This is a genomic window from Deinococcus radiotolerans, from assembly GCF_014647435.1.
Taxonomy (GTDB): Bacteria; Deinococcota; Deinococci; order Deinococcales; family Deinococcaceae; genus Deinococcus; species Deinococcus radiotolerans.
On record NZ_BMPE01000004.1, the window covers coordinates 151167 to 166585 of the forward strand.

The 15419-nt window shown below is 70.2% G+C and carries 15 protein-coding genes; 9 read left to right on the forward strand and 6 right to left on the reverse strand.

All coding sequences use genetic code 11. From position 1 onward, the window contains the following. Nucleotides 1-4 precede the first annotated feature (4 nt). A complete protein-coding gene (locus IEY63_RS10365) occupies nt 5-970 on the forward strand; it encodes a CobW family GTP-binding protein (protein ID WP_174367554.1) in 966 nt (321 codons plus the stop codon). 45 nt (nt 971-1015) lie between these two features. Here IEY63_RS10365 and IEY63_RS10370 read toward each other — a convergent pair whose 3' ends face one another. Then, nucleotides 1016-2179: a tetratricopeptide repeat protein gene (locus IEY63_RS10370; protein ID WP_189068930.1), complete on the reverse strand. Its 1164-nt coding sequence runs from the start codon at nt 2177-2179 to the stop codon at nt 1016-1018. A 179-nt stretch (nt 2180-2358) separates the two neighbouring features. Here IEY63_RS10370 and def point away from each other — a divergent pair, with 179 nt between their 5' ends. The 4 genes from def to IEY63_RS10390 are packed head-to-tail and all read left to right on the forward strand — an operon-like array spanning nt 2359 to nt 4790. After that, nucleotides 2359-3012: a peptide deformylase gene (gene def / locus IEY63_RS10375; RefSeq protein ID WP_189068931.1), complete on the forward strand. Its 654-nt coding sequence runs from the start codon at nt 2359-2361 to the stop codon at nt 3010-3012. Then, nucleotides 3009-3962 (forward strand): methionyl-tRNA formyltransferase, encoded by a 954-nt coding sequence (gene fmt / locus IEY63_RS10380; RefSeq protein WP_189068932.1) that lies wholly within the window; start codon nt 3009-3011, stop codon nt 3960-3962. The genes def and fmt overlap by 4 nt, the downstream gene beginning before the upstream one ends. Nucleotides 3963-3978: 16 nt before the next feature. Then, on the forward strand, nt 3979-4593 hold the full coding sequence (locus IEY63_RS10385; RefSeq protein WP_189068933.1) for an LURP-one-related/scramblase family protein: 615 nt from the start codon (nt 3979-3981) through the stop codon (nt 4591-4593). Between the two features lie 2 nt (nt 4594-4595). Next, complete coding sequence (locus IEY63_RS10390) at nt 4596-4790, forward strand: hypothetical protein (RefSeq protein ID WP_189068934.1); 195 nt, start codon at nt 4596-4598, stop codon at nt 4788-4790. A 3-nt stretch (nt 4791-4793) separates the two neighbouring features. Here the strand turns inward: IEY63_RS10390 and IEY63_RS10395 are convergent, their stop codons facing one another. Continuing rightward, nucleotides 4794-5453 carry a monofunctional DNA glycosylase gene (locus IEY63_RS10395; protein ID WP_189068998.1) on the reverse strand — a complete coding sequence of 220 codons (660 nt, stop codon included), beginning with the start codon at nt 5451-5453 and terminating at the stop codon, nt 4794-4796. 70 nt (nt 5454-5523) lie between these two features. Beyond that, nucleotides 5524-5706 carry a hypothetical protein gene (locus tag IEY63_RS10400; RefSeq protein ID WP_189068935.1) on the reverse strand — a complete coding sequence of 61 codons (183 nt, stop codon included), beginning with the start codon at nt 5704-5706 and terminating at the stop codon, nt 5524-5526. Nucleotides 5707-5914: 208 nt separating this feature from the next. Here IEY63_RS10400 and IEY63_RS10405 point away from each other — a divergent pair, with 208 nt between their 5' ends. Then, nucleotides 5915-6670, forward strand: coding sequence for a phospholipase A2 (locus IEY63_RS10405; RefSeq protein WP_189068936.1), 756 nt, complete (start codon nt 5915-5917; stop codon nt 6668-6670). A gap of 596 nt (nt 6671-7266) precedes the next feature. Here IEY63_RS10405 and IEY63_RS10410 read toward each other — a convergent pair. Next, the gene (locus IEY63_RS10410) at nt 7267-9390 is read right to left on the reverse strand and encodes a hypothetical protein (protein WP_189068937.1); all 2124 of its coding nucleotides are present in this window, start codon (nt 9388-9390) and stop codon (nt 7267-7269) included. 178 nt (nt 9391-9568) lie between these two features. Between IEY63_RS10410 and IEY63_RS10415 the strand changes: the two genes are divergently transcribed. The 3 genes from IEY63_RS10415 to IEY63_RS10425 all read left to right on the forward strand — a co-directional run bounded on the left by IEY63_RS10415 (nt 9569) and on the right by IEY63_RS10425 (nt 13375). After that, nucleotides 9569-12286, forward strand: a complete 2718-nt coding sequence (locus IEY63_RS10415; RefSeq protein WP_189068938.1) for an AfsR/SARP family transcriptional regulator — start codon at nt 9569-9571, stop codon at nt 12284-12286. 80 nt (nt 12287-12366) lie between these two features. Next, nucleotides 12367-12966 carry a hypothetical protein gene (locus IEY63_RS10420; RefSeq protein WP_189068939.1) on the forward strand — a complete coding sequence of 200 codons (600 nt, stop codon included), beginning with the start codon at nt 12367-12369 and terminating at the stop codon, nt 12964-12966. A 40-nt stretch (nt 12967-13006) separates the two neighbouring features. Then, nucleotides 13007-13375 carry a hypothetical protein gene (locus tag IEY63_RS10425; RefSeq protein WP_189068940.1) on the forward strand — a complete coding sequence of 123 codons (369 nt, stop codon included), beginning with the start codon at nt 13007-13009 and terminating at the stop codon, nt 13373-13375. A gap of 129 nt (nt 13376-13504) precedes the next feature. On the opposite strand, the gene IEY63_RS10430 is transcribed toward IEY63_RS10425, so the two are convergent. Both IEY63_RS10430 and IEY63_RS10435 read right to left on the reverse strand, forming a co-directional pair. After that, complete coding sequence (locus IEY63_RS10430) at nt 13505-15010, reverse strand: dihydrolipoamide acetyltransferase family protein (RefSeq protein ID WP_189068941.1); 1506 nt, start codon at nt 15008-15010, stop codon at nt 13505-13507. Nucleotides 15011-15173: 163 nt separating this feature from the next. Then, on the reverse strand, nt 15174-15407 hold the full coding sequence (locus tag IEY63_RS10435) for a hypothetical protein (RefSeq protein ID WP_189068942.1): 234 nt from the start codon (nt 15405-15407) through the stop codon (nt 15174-15176). Nucleotides 15408-15419: the final 12 nt, after the last annotated feature.

The following is a 15419-nucleotide window of genomic DNA, read 5'->3' on the forward strand; positions in this document are numbered from 1 at the left end:
CGGCATGACGAGTGCGCGGCCGGATGACCGGATTCCTGTGGTGGTGGTGGGCGGCTTTCTGGGGGCCGGGAAGACGACGCTGGTGAATCACCTGATCCGGTCGCTGCCGCACCGGCTGGGTGTAATCGTGAACGAGTTCGGCGCGCAGGGCGTGGACGGCAGCCTGATCGAGCGGCTGCAGGACGACGTGACGGAACTGACCGCCGGGTGCCTGTGCTGCACGGGCCGCGATGACCTGCTGCGCGCGCTGGTGACGATTGCCATGCGGGAGCAGAAACCGGACGCGGTGATCGTGGAACTTTCGGGGGTGGCAGACCCGACGCCGGTCCTGACGACGCTGCTGGAACGTTCGGTGCGCGCGGCGTTCCGCGTGACGACGCTGGTGGCGGTCGTGGACGCCCGGCACGCCCTCCAGACGCTGCGGGAGCATCCGGAGGCCGCGCGGCAGCTGGCGTACGCGAACGTGGTCGTGCTGAACAAGACCGACCTGGCCGACCCGGCTTTGCTGGACCACGCGCAGGGCGTGCTGCGCGGCGTGAACCCGCTGGCGGACATCAAGCGTGTGGAGCAGGGCCAGATTGACGCGGAAGCGCTGCTGGCCCGCGACGATTTCGACCCGCGCGTGCTGGACGGCGTGGATACCCGCGCGGCGCACACGCCGGGCCTGAAGTCCTTCACGCTGCGCGCCGACCGCCCCCTGGACCCGTACGCGTGGCAGCGCTTCATGACCGACTACCTGCTGTCCCGCCCGGCGGAGGTCCTGCGCGCCAAGGGGTTCCTCGACCTGTTCGGGTACCCGCAGCGCATCCTGTTCCAGGCGGTACGCGACCTGTTCACCGCCGACGCCTGGGAGGCTGGTGACGGCACCTCCGAACTCGTGGTGATTGGCCGTGGCCTCGACCGCGCGGAATTCGAGGCCGCATGGGCCGCGTGCCTGACGCCCGACCCCCACGACCTCATCCCGGACTGAATCAGAAAGAGGCCCCTGCGATAAGGGGCCTCCTTCCTTCTGGCGTTACTTGCCCTGCTGGGCGAGTTTCAGGTAGTAGGCGCTGCTCTTGTCGATGGGGTCCAGCGCGACGGCCTGGGTGTACGCGGCGGCCGCGCCGGGGTAGTCCTTGCGTTCGTAGCGGGTGCGGCCCAGCCACGCCCAGGCCTTGGCGTACCTGGGGTTCTGGGTGGTGGCAGCCTGGAAGCCCGCTTCAGCGGCCGCCTTGTTCCCGGCGGCGTACTTGGCGTAGGCGTCGCGGTAGGTGCGGACCGCTTGGAGGCCGTACGTCTGCGCTTCCTGGGCTAGGGCGAGGTTGTACCTGTCGCTGGCGGTCGCGCCGGGCAGGGCACCCAGGGCCGTATACGCGTCCAGGGCGGCCTGGGTGTTGTTCAGCTCCAGCGCGAGGCGGCCGGCTTCGCGATGCGCGTCCGCGAAGTTGGGGGCGCTGCGGGCGGCCTCCTGGAATCCGGCGAGGGCCTGCGCCTTGCGCCCGGCGTCCAGGTCGCCGTACGCGCGGCTGAAGGTGCGGGTGGCGGCGGGACCGTACTGCGCGGCCTTGTCGGTCAGCGAGCGGAAGTACGTGAGGGTCTTGTCGCCGGGGTTCAGCGTCAGCGCGCGGTCGTACAGGGTGCGGGCCTGGGTGTACTGACCGGCTTCCAGCGCAGTGCGGGCGGCCCAGGTGGCGCAGGGGGCGCTGGCGGGGTCGAAGGTCAGGCAGGTGTCGAAGAACTTCGCGGCCTGATCGGGCTGGTTGCGGGTGTACGCGGCGTACCCGAGGTTGTACTGGACCGTGGCGGCGCTCTTCGCCTCAGGAGTGTTGCGCGCGGCGTTCGGGGCCGCCTGGAAGTAGGCGGTCCAGGCGAGTTCCGCCTGTTTCCAGAAGCCAACCTCGGTGTAGATGGCGGCGCGGAGTTTCAGGTACTCGGGGTTGCCGGGCGCAGCGGCGACGGCGGCCTCGGCGGCGGCGGCGGCCTGCTTCCAGAGGGTCTGGTCTATATTCGCGCTGTCCTTGGGGTAGGTGGCGCGGGCCTTGTCGGCCAGGGCACGGGCGTCGGCGGCGAGCGCGGCGGGCGTCTGCGTGGTCGTGCTGGTCTGCGTGGTGTCGGTCTGAGCCGTCTGTGCAGAGGCGAGTTGCAAAGGCGCGGTCAGGGCCAGGGTGGCGGTCAGGGTCAGTAGGTTGAGTCGCATGAGGGGCTCCTTGAATGCAGGACGGGGCTTGAGGGTCGTCTGGTCATGTGAGCAGGTCAGCCTGACGCTGGGGGGCCGGATTCCCTAAGGCGCACTTCACGCTTCACCTACCCGTCTGCGGGCATCTGGAAGGCAGGGCAGGGTCGCTTCTGGGGGCGTTCTGGTAAAACAGGAGCATTGTGAGCGACCCTGCCTCCCCCCGCGTGTACCCCCTGCGCCTGTACGGTGACCCCGTCCTGCGCCGCAAGGCCAAACCCCTCCAGGCGACCGACACCCTGACCGTCCCGGGCTTTGAGCCGCAGACGGTGCGTCAGGTGGCGGACACCATGCTGGAAACGATGTTCGAGGCGCACGGCGTGGGGCTGGCCGCGCCGCAGATCGGCCTACCCGTGCGAATGTTCGTGGCGGTCGAGTACGAGGACGACGAGGAGGAGAACGAGGGTCAGGAGAAGCCCCTGAAGTCCCGCGTGCTGCGTGATTTCGTGATGCTCAACCCGGTGCTGCGGGTCATCGACAAGAAGAAGGACCGTTCGTACCAGGAGGGCTGCCTGAGCATTCCCGGCATCTACGAGGAAGGCGTGCCGCGCGCCCGCGCCGTGCAGGTGAGCTACACCGACCTGGACGGCGTGGCCCGCGTGATCGAGGCGGATGATTTCCTGGCGCGGGTGTTCCAGCACGAGGCCGACCACCTGGACGGCGTGCTGTTCCTGGACCGCCTGCCCGCCGAGGTGACCGAGGATTACCGCAAGGAGCTGCTGGCGATCCAGCAGAAGTCCCGCACGTTCCTGAACGATCTGGCCGCGCACGAGCGGCAACGCAAGGCGGGCCTTTGACCGGCGGCGGGCCGCGCGTGGCGTTCTTCGGCTCGCCCGCGTTCGCGCTGCCGGTGCTGGACGCGATCCGCGAGCACTTCGAGGTGGTGCTGGTCGTGACGCAGCCGGACAAGCCGGTGGGGCGCGGCCTGAAGCTGACGCCGCCACCCGTCGCGGCCCGCGCGGCCGAGCTGGGCCTGCCGCTCGCGCAGCCTAAAAAACTGCGGGGGAACGCGGCGTTCGAGGTGACTCTGCGTGAGTCCGGCGCGGACGTGGCCGTCACCTGCGCGTACGGGAAGATCCTGCCCCTCAGCGTGCTGGAGGTCCCCCGCTACGGGTTCCTGAACACCCACACCAGCCTGCTGCCCGCGTACCGGGGCTCCGCGCCGATCCAGTGGGCGCTGATCAACGGTGAGGCGGTGACGGGCACGACGATCATGCAGACCGACGAGGGCATGGACACCGGCCCGGTGCTGCTTCAGGAGGCGCTGCCGGTCGCGCCCGAGTGGACCAGCCTCAACCTGGCGGACGCCCTGAGCGCCCAGGCGTCGCGGATGATCGTGCAGGCGCTGTCCGACTTGGACGGCCTCTCCCCCACCCCGCAGGACGAGGCGCAGGCCACGCACGCGCCCATGCTCGTCAAGGAGGACGGCTTCGTCCGCTGGGGCGACACCGCCGCGCAGATCGTCAACCGCTCCCGGGGCGTGGCCGCGTGGCCGCAGACGACCGCGTTCCTGGGCGGCGCCCGCCTGAAACTCGGCGGCCTGAGCGTCACCGCCGGGTCCGGCCAGCCTGGCGAGGTGCTGGGCGTCAGCGAGGACGGCCTGACCGTCGCCGCGCGCGAGGGGGCCGTGTTGATCCGCACCGTGCAGCCCGAGGCGCGCAAAGCTCAGCCCGCGCACACCTGGGCGCAGGGGGCAGGCGTGACGCGCGGCACCCAGTTCGACCTGTGGGAACCGACCCCAAGCTGAGCCCGTACCCGGGGGCATGAGCCTCGCCTTCCCCCTGACGCTGGAATTCAAATTCAGTCTCTTCACCGAACTGCGCGTCACCGATGCGCGCGGGCAGCTCGTCGCGGTCGTCAAGGAGAAGACCTTCAGCGTCCGCGACGAGGTCCGCATCTACCGCGACGAGCAGAAACAGGTGCAGACCCACCGCATGAAAGCCAAGGGCTTCCTCGCGGGCGCTCTGGACTGGAAGGCGTCGCGCCTGATTGAGCGGATGGACGGCACGCCCGTCGGGGCGCTCCAGGCGCAGGGCATGCGGACCCTGTGGGCTGCCGGTTATGACCTGCTCGGCCCGAACGGCGAGCCGCGCTTCGCCATCCGTGACGACCACCCCTGGCTGGGTCTGATCGAAGGCGCGCTGGACGCCATTCCCTTCGTCGGGGACTTCATCGCCATGGGCTTCGACTACCTCGTGAACCCCACGTACACCGTCACCGACACGGGCGGGCAGGCCGCGTACCGCGTGCATAAGAAACGCAGCTTCATGGCCCGCCGCTTCACGGTCGAGGAACTCCAGCCGCGCACCGGGCAGGACGACGAACTGGTCCTGTTAGGCCTTATCCAGCTGATCCTGCGCGAACGCGAACGCGGCTGAGCATGTACCGCGAAGACCAGCAGACCACTGAGGCGCTGCTGGCCTTCCTGAAGGCGTACCACCAGACCCTCGGGGCCGAAATTATCGGCACCCGCTGGGCTGACCTACACCCGGAAGGCCACCCACTGCCCCTCTGTCCTCTCATCCGCGCCGTCCACCAGGAAGGCGAGGCACTGGCCCGCGCGCACCTCGGCTGAGCCTCACCCCTTCCAGGCGGGGACGTTCTCGCCGTACTGCGCGTAGGCGTCACAGCGGTCCCGCAGGACACACACCCCGCACTTCGGGTCGTACCAGGAGCAGACCCGCTGCCCGTGCCGCAGCAGGTTCACGTGCAGTTCGTACAGGAACGGCGGATCGGGCGGCAGCAGCTTCAGCAGCGCGCGGTGCGCGGCCTGCTCGCCCATCCTCGGAATGGCACCCACGCGGGTCGTGACGCGGTGCACGTGCGTATCCACCGGGAACACCGGGCGGGCGTAATTGAACAGCAGCACCAGACTGGCGGTCTTGATGCCCACGCCGGGCAGGTCCGTCAGGAACTTCAGGGCGTCCTTGACCGGCAGATCGCGCAGGTGATCGAGGTCGTACCCGCCGGGCGAGTCGCGCAGCGCCACCAGGGTCGCCTGGATGCGCGGGGCCTTGCTCTCTGGGTAGTTGCTGCGCTGGATGGCGTGCGCGACCACCTCGGTCGGCGCGGCAATGATGGCGTCCCAGTCACCCAGCGTGCACAGCTCCTGGTACGCGGCCTCCTCGTCGGCGTGCGTGGTGCGCTGCGAGAGGATCGTGCTGATCAGTTCGTGCAGCGGCTCCCGGCGGGGCTTCAGGGGCCGCTCACCGTACTCGGGCCGTAGCGTGTCCTTCATCCACACGAGCAGCGCGGCCCGCTCGTCATCCGGGCGGGCCACGTTCAAAGCAGTCGGATCGGTCACGGCCTCAGGACTGGCCGGGCGTGCTGTCGTCCTCCACCTCGTCCCGTCCACCCTCGGCCGGCTCGGGCTTTGCCGCCGGATCAATATTCGGGTCCTTCCCACGGTCCTCAGCCGGAATGGCGTGGCTCTGCCCTTCAGCGGGGCTGGTGTTCGCAGGGTCGTATCCGGTCTTCTGCTCGTCACTCATGCCCTCCAGCTTGCGCGCCCCACCGCCCCACCGCCAGAGAGTGGCGTAAAGGAACGTTCATGGCCGCCCGGGAGACCCTGGCGGGATTCCCCGCAACCCGTTCCAGCGTTCCCTGGCCATTCCTGACTGGGCCGGCACACTCAGCTCACCTCGGACCAGTGGGTAGACCAGTGCTCCCCGGTCATCAGCAGGCACACAGGAGATCCCCATGAACATCACCAACCAGACTGCCCGTTCCGTCACCGCTGCGCTGCTCGGCACCCTTCTGCTCGCCTCATGCAACACCACGCCCGTCCCACAGGACAACGCCCCCCCCCTCACCGCGCAGCTGCTGCTTCCAGAAGAACCCATCTGCGACGCGACGTCCCTGGAATGCCCGGGCACCGGCGGTGGCGGCGGACCCTCATTCACGTACTGGACGCTTGGGCAGGTCGCCACCATTGACGCCCGCGCGGCGTACACCGTGAATCTCGCGCTGGGCAGCGTGGCGCAGTACCAGCAGGAGTACAACCAGCATCACACCGCTCAGGTCAATACCATCAACGGGGCGCCCAAGCCCACCAACTGGGATGACATTGCCAACGCCGCCACGCCGTACGCGGGGCTGAACTGGAGTCAGGACGGCTGCTCCGCGCCCTGGTACGCGGCGCTGCTGACCTTCGGTATGACGGCCCTGTATTCACAGACCTTCGACTCTGCCTGCCGCCTGCACGACTTCGCGTACCGCAACATCGGCCGGTTCTCTAATGCCGCGCAGGTGGCGAGTGGACAGACAGCCCTGGTGGATCAGAATGCCCTGCGGGCCGAAGTTGACGCCCGATTCCGCGCGAACATGATCGCCATCTGCGAGAAGAAGGACTGGATCATGCGTGGCACCTGCAAGAACTGGGCCAACACCTTCGCGGACGCCGTGCGCAAGCACGGGCAGTCCAGCTGGCAGATCTGGAGTTTCGACGGGCTGTAACGCCCCTTCTCCGCGCCCCCACCGCTGCACAGGACGGTGGGGGCGTCCTCGTCCGGACAGCGCGGCGTCCAGACGACACATCACCACCTCACCGAGAGGGGCTCCCAAGGGTGCTCCGTCTTGTCAGGACGCTCCCCTGTGGCGTCCAACTGAGGTGGTCGCAGCGGTGGTCAGCTCTGCCGGGCGGGGCTCGCCGAGCAGAGCTGACCACCGCTGTCCCAGACTGGTGCTCGCTCTACGGGGCCGCTCAGTACGACCGTTCTGGCGCCGGGATGCGCGGCGCGCACTCCACGGGAAAGCACCCTGTCACAGCCCCCGCCTTCCGGATGTTCGGACCCAGCCACCGGCGCCGTGTCACCACGGCGCGAGGCCACGTGACGTTCTGCTCTGGCTGTCACAGGGCGAACCGCTGTGATAGGACGCGACCTCAGACACCTGCGGCTCTCAGGTCCCTCAGAGAGCAGCGGAGCGCAGTGCGTCCCGGGCGTAGGCGGCTTTCATTTCATCCGCATCTGGCACCCGGTGGCGAGAGGGCAAGGGCGCGCCGCCCCCCGGTACTAGGTCCGGGGGACGGCGCGCAGAGGAAGCCCAGGAGCTTACCGGATGGTGCCGTTGGCTTTGTTCACGGTGAACTGGTAGACCTCGGCGGAGTGGCAGCTGGTGCAGCCGGTGGCGGGTGGGTCGTAGACGGTGTTGCCGTTGGCCGTGACGGCCAGGTCGATGTTGCGGCGGTAGCTGCTGAACAGGCCGCTGGGGCGGTAGGCGATGCTGCTGACCTTGATGATGGTGTCGCCGACGGGGTTCAGCTGGCCGGTGATGTCCAGGGTGCCGTTGCCGCCGAGGGTGCCGATGCGGGTGCTGGCGCCGCTGTTGGGGTCGTACTTGTACACTTCGACGCTGCCCTGCACGCTCGTGAAGTTCAAGGTGACGTTGGTGTAGCCGGTGGGGTTGGTGGGACCGCCGCCGCCGGGAAGCGTGCCGTTCCAGCAGCCGATCTGGCGTTTCCAGTCCACGACGCGGGCCTGCCAGGTGCTGGAGGTGATCAGGGGGAAGGCGACGCCTGCGTCGGCGCGCACGCCGGCGTCCAGGCAGGCGCTGTAGCTGCCCCCCGTAGGGCCGTAGGTGGCGTTGGCCTGTCCCTCGGCGAAGGCGCGGGCGTGCACGAACACCTGTGGGCCGCTGGTGGAGGCGCTGTACAGGGCGAGGATGCCCTTGGCGCCGAGGTACGCGCCGACCTGCGCGCTGCCGGTCACGGTGGGGGCGGGCGGCGCGTTGAAGTTCCAGTTGCTGCTGTTGATACCGCTCCAGCCGCTGCCCTTGTTGTACTCGACGCCGTAGCGGCCGTTGAAGGACTGCGTGGCCTCGTAGCGGAGGGTCGCGGTGATCTGGCCGTTCGTGCCGACGGTAGGGACCAGGATGGGCGTGATCACGACGGGGACCGGGCCGATGAAGAAGGTGAGGGGGCTGAACACGATCTGCCACTGCGTGAGGTCCTTGTCGATGTTCCACCCGTAGGAGCCTTTGCCTTCCAGGGTGGCGCGGGCGCTTTCGGTGAGTTCCACCCCGGCGTCGAAGCGGCGGACGCTGAACCAGCGGATGCTGGCGTTGATGAACGCGTCGGCGCGGGCGCTGAGCTGGCCGTCCAGGGTGACGTAGTTGGTGCTGGGCACGCGGCTGCGCAGGCCGCTCGCGGCGCCGTCGTCGCAGCCAAGGTCGCGGGCGGCGTGATCGTACAGGCAGAAGGGGTTGCGGCTGAAGTTGAAGAAGTTGAAGGTCTTCTGCGCGCTGAGGGTGTTCTCCTGCGCCTGGATCATGGCGCCGGATTTCTCGTAGTCGATCATGCTGGAGTCGAGTTTCACGGCGGCGTCCAGGTCGCCGTCCTGAATGACTTCCTCCAGGGTGATGTCGCCTAGGTAGACAGTGGTGGTCTCGCCGTGGTTTTCGATGGCTTTCACGCGGCCCAGCACGCCGCCGGGCGCGGCCTCGGTGGGGCGGCTGACGAGCGCGGCGCCCTCTTTCAGGTCCTTCAGGATGGGGCTGTCGCTGCGCAGGGTCAGGGTGCGGCCGTCCTCGGAGGCGTTCAGGAGGCCCAGGCGGTCCTGGGCGCCCAGGACGCGGGTGGTGTCGGGGATGACGGCGTCGAAGCGTTCGCCGTCGCTGTTCCAGGGGTTGGCGTTCTGGCCGTCCACGGCAATCCAGAAGCGCGTCTCGGGGCTCAGAGTGCCGTCAGCGGTGAAGCTCCAGCTGCCCCCGTCCGTGGAGGCCATGCGCCAGTTCGCGCCGAATTCCGTGGCGCAGAACGCGTCGGCGGTCTTGCGGGAGGTCAGGGCGGTTCCGCTGACGGGTGGGGTGGCCCTCACCTCACCGCCCGCCCAGCTGCTGGTTTCGAGGCTGGCGGTGTCCGGGGCCACGCGGTCATCCACGTTCAGGCACAGCAGGGGCAGGTCGGCGGTGGCGCTGGTGTCGCCGCGCTCGGGGTTGGTGGCGGCGTCCGCGCCGACCTGGGTGAAGTCGCCGTCCTGCTTCAGGACGCGCCAGGTGGTGCCGCGCCAGGCGTCGCTGACGTCCAGCGTGCTGATGTTCTGCACCTTCCCCTGAGCGGGGGCCAGGCCGCCGGGTTTCGTCAGGCTGGTGGGGGTGCCGGGCTGGGGCGTGCTGGGGGCGCCGCAGGAGGCGAGCAGGACGGTCAGGGACAGCAGGGACAGGGGCAGGTGTTTCATGAGTCACTCCGGGGTGGGTGGGAATGCGGGGTTGTATGGGCGGTGAACCGTGGCCCGGTGGGCTGGATTCATGACCAGAGTGTGCGGAGGCCGCCTGGAACGCTTAGGGAAGGCGCGTGGTTCCGGCTGACGTTTCCCTGAGGATTCCCTCCGGGGGCCGCGCTACACTGGGGCATCCATGACTGCTGTCCTCAGACGTTCGGGCGTGCCGCGTCCCGCCCGGTTCGAACGGCCCCGCACGCCGCTGCTGGGCGTGCTGTCGGACGCGCTGGACGTGCCGCTGGTGGTCCTGAGCGCCCCGACGGGGTACGGGAAGACCACGCTGCTGGCGCAGTACGCGCGCTTCACGCCGCGCCGCGTGGCGTGGGTGCGGGTCACGGACGAGCACGAGGGGCCCGTGAGCCTGCTGTCGCGGCTGGCGGCGACGCTGCCGGAACTGGCGCCGCTGGCCCACGCCGATCCGCGCACGCCCCCCGGGACGCTGCTGCATCAGCTGGGCGCGTTGCTGAGCAGCGTGGATGACGGCCTGGACCTGATCGTGGACAACGTCAGCAGCGAGGCGCAGCGCACGTGGCTGGCGCAGCTGGCCGACCTGCTGGAGGAAGGGCACCGGCTGCTGATCAGCACGTACAGCACCGACGGGCTGCGGCTGGCCCGGCGCCTGGCGGACGGCCTGGCGGTTGTGCTGGACGCGGCCGACCTGGCGTTCACAGAGGCTGAGGTCACGGCGTACCTGCAGGAGCGCGGCGGGCCCCTGTCCGCCGGGGACCTGGCGCACCTGGGCGGCTGGCCGGCCGGGCTGGCGCTGGCGGCCTCTGGGTCATCCCGGCATGCGGTGGCCGAGGATCTCGTGCTGGACGCCCTGGCGACCCTCCCGGCGGGGCTGGCGGGCCAGCTGAGCGCGCTGGCCCCCCTGGACGTGTGGACGGAGGCGGACGCGGCCCTGGTCGCGCCGGACCTCCCGGCGGGATGGCTACTCGCGGTGCAGCGGGCCGGCCTGCCGGTCCTGGCACTCGGGCAGGGCGCGTTCCGCCCGCACGGGCTGCTGGTCAGCGTGCTGGAGACGCAGTTGCGGCGGGCCCCGGACGCCGCCCGGCGCGCGCAGGGGCAGGCGGCCCGTCTGGCCGAGGCCCGCGGTGACGCAGAGCGCGCCGCCGCGCTGTATCTTCAGGCGCAGGAGCCCGAGGCCGCGCTGCGGGTGGCGACCCCGCTGGTGTCGGTGTACCGCGACCGCGGCGAACTGCACCGGACGCGCGCGCTGCTGGAGGCGTTCGGTACTCACCTGAGTCCGGCGCTGCGGGAGCGGCTGGCGTGGGCGCAGATCGAGACGGGCGCGCCCGCGCAGGGCGGCGCGACGCTGGAGGCGCTGCACGCGGCCGGGCAGCTGAGCGCGTCGGGTCTGGCGTCCCTGGCGATGCTGCGCGGACGGCAGGGCGACACGGCGCAGCAGTACGCGCTGTCCCGCGAGGGCCTGGCGCTGGACGGCCCGCTTACCCCGGCGCTGTTCTGGCCGTTCGTGCAGGCGGCGCTGCGCCTGGGGCACTTCGAGGAAGCTGAGGCCAAGGCGGCGCGGCTGCGCCGCTGGGCCCTGCGCGATCAGGACGCCGTGCGTCAGGCCGAAGCGTGGCACCTGCAGGCGCTGGTGTGGCGCCAGACCCGCCCGCCGCAGGAGGCGGCGCAGGCCCTGGCTCACGCGCGTGAGGCCTACGAATCGCTGGGCTGGCAGGGGCGGGCGGCGACGCTGCACCTGGATGAGCTGGAACTGGCGGTGCGGGCCGGCACGTGGCCGGAGGACACCGCCCTCACGCTCGGCGCGCTGGAGGGGCGGCTGCCGCCGGAGATGCCGGTGCTGCACCTGCGCCGCCTGAACCTGCTGGGCGCGGTGCAGGCCCGCCTGGGGCAGGCGGCGGCGGCCGAGCGGACCCTGCGCTCGGCGCTGGCCCTGGCGCGCGAGGCAGGCGTGCACCTGGGCAGTTCCGGGCTGAGCCTGACCCTGGCGGACGCGCTGCTCGCGCAGGGCCGCCCCGCCGAGGCGCTGGACTGGTTGCAGGAGGAACCGGCGGGAGGCTCTTCTCTGCTGCGGACCCTGCTGGTGGCGCAGGCCACCGGGCAGCCGTGCGCCTTCACGGAAGCGGAACTCCAGGCGGAACCGGACGTGTACGTGCGGGAGCGGGCGCGCGCCGCCAGCGGCGCCCTCAGGCCAGACGTGAAGGCGCCGGTGACGGCCACGTCCACTGCGGGGCCGCTGACGTTCCCACTGCGCGTGGTGACACTGGGCGACTGCCGCGCCACCCTGAACGGCCAGCCAGTAAAGCTGGGGCTCGCCAAGGCCCGGGAGCTGCTGGCGTGGCTGGCGCTGCACCCGTCCGGCTCGCGCGATGAGCTGGTCACGGCGCTGTGGGACGGGTCCGCCGAGGACCGCCACGTGGAGTACTTCCGCGTGACCGTCCGTCGCCTGCGCAGCGCCCTGCGCGAGCACGTCCCCGAGGGCCTCGATCCCCTGCCCTACGCGGATGGCCGCTACCGCCTGAGTGACCACCTGACCGTCAGCGTGGACGCCCTGGACCCGCCGGGACCCGCTGCACTACAGCCGTTCCTGCCGGGCGTGGACACCGAGTGGGCCGACGTGTACCGGCAGGGTCACACGCGGCGCGTGTCGCAGGCGCTGCTGGAACAGGCTGCGGCCACCCCGCCTGCCGAGGCGATCGAGGCGTACCAGGCGCTGCTGCACCTGGATCCGCTGCTCGGTGACGCGCACGAGGGTCTGATCCGGACCCTGCACCGGCAGGGGGACGCGGCGCGCCTGACCCTGGCCCTGAGCACCTACGAGCGTCTGCTGCGCGCCGAGTACGGCGCCGACCTGCCTGACGCGCTCCGCCAGCTGCGCCCCGCCTGACCCGGGTGGACGCCAGATTCCCTGGGATTCCCTGATCGTTCCCAGCGCACGCGCGATGCTGCGCGGCAGAGGAACCCCCCATGACCAAGACCCTGCGCCTCCTGCTCCCCCTGACCACCGCCGCCCTGCTCGCCTCCTGCGCTACCACTGCCGCGCCGTCACCGGACAGCCCGCGCCTGACGGCTCAGGACGGCAAGTACAACATCGACATCTGCCCCTCCTGCGGCCGGCCGGGCCTGGGGGCGTGGGTGGCGCCCGCGCCGCAGGCGGCCCTGTCCATCATCCGGGACGGCGAGGAGACCCTGGACAAGGTGGACGCCTCGGCCATCCGGGCGGCGTTCGTGACGGAGCCCAGCGCGGACCTCACGCATCTGGTGCTGGCGGGCTCGTCGGACCTGAGCCTGCCGGTCGCCTGCCTCCTGCCGATGCAGCTGGAGCGCCCGCAGGCCGTGCCGGCCCTGATGTGGCCGTCCGAGTCGACGGTCTTGAACGTCTGGACGGGCGGCCTGATGAGACGCGCCGGCACCCTGACCCTCGCGGAGCTGAGCAGCGTGCAGAAGGGTGATCAGCTGTGCAGCGCGACCTTCGGTGAGGGGTGGCGGATGCTGAGCGTCACGGACAGTATGGACACACTCAACCCCGGCACAGGCGTGGATGACCTGTGGGCGTACTCGAAGTGACCAGGGCCGCCCTGAACTCCGTTCACGCGGCGGGAGCCACATGAGCCGCGCCCGCGCGCAGTGGCGCACGCTGACGCCCCTGGCCCTTGATCTGCTGCGCGACCTGCGCCGCACGCTGGGCCAGCACCCCGAGACGAGCACCTGGACAGCAGCGGAGCGCCAGCACAGCCAGGACCTGCTGGACGTCCTCCAGGACGCCTGGACGCAGGAGCGCATTGATCTGGACGCCCTGAACGAACTGACGCACCTGACCGGCCAGCTGAACCTGACGGCCACCGTCATCGGCCGGGCTGCCCTGGAGGGCCTGCACAGCCTGTACCGCCGCGTGGCCGAGGTGACGTACGAGGAACTCGCGCCGGGCGAGCCGTCCCCGCTGGGCCAGCGGGCCCCGCCGGGCACCCCCACCTGAGATCCTGAGGGGGAGACAGAGCAGAGGGAACCGGGTCTTGACGACCACGGCTCCCTCTATTCTGTTTCGCCTTCAGAGGGCAGAGAGACCAAACCGGGTGGAACAGCCTTCCCGTTCCACCCGGTTCACTTACATCGCTTCGAGCATCAGGCGGTCGGGGTTCTCCAGCAGGCGGATGACTTCCTTGCAGAAGCGCGCGGCCTCCGCGCCGTCCACGAGGCGGTGGTCGAAGGACAGGCTGAGGTACATCATGTGCGCCACGACGATGTTGTCGTACTCGTCCACGATGGGCCGCTTCTGGATGGAGTGAATGCCGAGGATGGCGGCGTCGGGCACGTTGATGATCGGGAAGGAGAACAGCGCGCCGATCGAGCCGATGTTCGTGACGCTGAAGGTGCTGCCCGCCAGTTCGTCCGCCTGGAGTTTGCCGCCCTGGGCACGCGCGGCGAGGTCGCTGACTTCACGGGCGAGGTCGAAGACGCTCTTGTGGTTCACGTCCTTCAGGACGGGGACGGTCAGGCCCGCGTCGGTGGCGACGGCCATGCCGATGTTGTAGTAGCGCTTCTGGACGATCTCCTGGGTGACCTCGTCGAAGCTGGTGTTCAGGCTGGGGAACTTGCGCAGCGCCACGGCGACGGCCTTGAAGATGAACGGCAGGTACGAGAGCTTCACGCCCGCCGCGGCGGCGTCTTCCTTGACGCGGGCGCGGAATTCCACGAGTTTGCTGAGGTTCACCTCGTCCACCGTCAGGGTGCGCACCGTGTACAGGTGACTGGCCTGCATCTGGTTGCTGATGGCGCGGCGCATGCCCCGCAGCGGCACGCGGTCCTCGAGGTGCTCGTAGCCCTTGGGCGTGCGGTACTGCACGGGCGCGACGGGCATCCCGCCCGCAGCGGGGGCCTTCGCGACGGAGGCAGCGGCGGGCTGGGCGGGCGCCTGGGCCGGGGCGGCGGGCTGCGCGGGGGCGGCCTGACCCTGGTGGATGCCCTGGTGGGCCAGCACGTCGCTCACGCGGATGCGGCCGTTGGGGCCGCTGCCGCGCACCTGCGTCAGGTCAATGTTCAGTTCACGGGCCAGCTGCCGCGCGGCGGGCACGGCCAGCACCCGGCCATCCGCGCGGGTCGGCTGGGTGGGTGCGGCAGGGGCGGCAGGCTGGCGGGCGCCGAGGCCCTGCACCTGCACCTTCTCGTCGCTGGAGAACGCCTTGAAGAGGCTGGTGGAATCGTCGTCGGCCCCCTTCTGGAGGTGTCCGGCCTCGACGATGCTGCCGCCCACCTGCTCGCGTTCCTCCTGTGCCTGCGTGCTCAGCGGCTCAGCAGCAGGGGCGGGAGCGGATGCAGTGGCGGCAGGGGCGGGAGCGGATGCAGTGGCGGCAGGGGCGGGGGCAGCGGCAGCCCCACCGGTCTCGTCGATCAGGGCGATGGCGGCGTGCACGGCCACCACGTCCCCCTCGCCCGCGAGGCGCCTACTGAGCACCCCGGCGACCGGGCTGGGAAGTTCCACGGTGACCTTGTCGGTCATGACTTCGCACAGGGGTTGTTCCAGGGCGATGGTATCGCCCTCCTGCACCAGCCACTTCAGGATTTCGCCCTCGACGACGCTCTCGGCCAGTTCGGGCAGCAGCACTTCTTTCATGGGATACCTCGTTTATCGGTGGTCAGCGGGCCTGAGGATGGTGTTCCCGACAGCCCCTGACCCGAACGGAGTGAGAAACCGTGATGCACAGCGGTTTGGAGTGGAGTGGACGGGAGTGCTTTCCTCACGGCCACGAAACGGAGAAACGCGGTGTTGTTTCAGTTCAGCGCAGCACGGTGGCGCGCAGCAGACCGTAGATGAGCAGCAGGAGGCCCAGCACCTGAATCCAGCGTTCCCCGCGGGCGTACACCCAGGCGCTGACGCCCAGCAGGGCGAACATGCCGCCGATGGCGACGCTCTGCCAGGGTTCGGCGAGTTTTCCCGCGAGGGCGTACAGCGTGAAGCCGATCAGCAGGCCCAGGGTGCCCAGCAGGGGGCGCAGCAGGTCAGGTCGCATGGAGACAGCTTA

Bases quoted from the DNA above. Each gene is read 5' to 3' on its own strand.
- IEY63_RS10365 (WP_174367554.1), top strand. From the start codon at position 5: ATGACGAGTGCGCGGCCGGATGACCGGATTCCTGTGGTGGTGGTGGGC.
- IEY63_RS10370 (WP_189068930.1), bottom strand. From the start codon at position 2,179: ATGCGACTCAACCTACTGACCCTGACCGCCACCCTGGCCCTGACCGCG.
- IEY63_RS10385 (WP_189068933.1), top strand. From the start codon at position 3,979: ATGAGCCTCGCCTTCCCCCTGACGCTGGAATTCAAATTCAGTCTCTTC.
- IEY63_RS10390 (WP_189068934.1), top strand. From the start codon at position 4,596: ATGTACCGCGAAGACCAGCAGACCACTGAGGCGCTGCTGGCCTTCCTG.
- IEY63_RS10395 (WP_189068998.1), bottom strand. From the start codon at position 5,453: ATGAAGGACACGCTACGGCCCGAGTACGGTGAGCGGCCCCTGAAGCCC.
- IEY63_RS10400 (WP_189068935.1), bottom strand. From the start codon at position 5,706: ATGAGTGACGAGCAGAAGACCGGATACGACCCTGCGAACACCAGCCCC.
- IEY63_RS10405 (WP_189068936.1), top strand. From the start codon at position 5,915: ATGAACATCACCAACCAGACTGCCCGTTCCGTCACCGCTGCGCTGCTC.
- IEY63_RS10410 (WP_189068937.1), bottom strand. From the start codon at position 9,390: ATGAAACACCTGCCCCTGTCCCTGCTGTCCCTGACCGTCCTGCTCGCC.
- IEY63_RS10415 (WP_189068938.1), top strand. From the start codon at position 9,569: ATGACTGCTGTCCTCAGACGTTCGGGCGTGCCGCGTCCCGCCCGGTTC.
- IEY63_RS10420 (WP_189068939.1), top strand. From the start codon at position 12,367: ATGACCAAGACCCTGCGCCTCCTGCTCCCCCTGACCACCGCCGCCCTG.
- IEY63_RS10425 (WP_189068940.1), top strand. From the start codon at position 13,007: ATGAGCCGCGCCCGCGCGCAGTGGCGCACGCTGACGCCCCTGGCCCTT.
- IEY63_RS10430 (WP_189068941.1), bottom strand. From the start codon at position 15,010: ATGAAAGAAGTGCTGCTGCCCGAACTGGCCGAGAGCGTCGTCGAGGGC.
- IEY63_RS10435 (WP_189068942.1), bottom strand. From the start codon at position 15,407: ATGCGACCTGACCTGCTGCGCCCCCTGCTGGGCACCCTGGGCCTGCTG.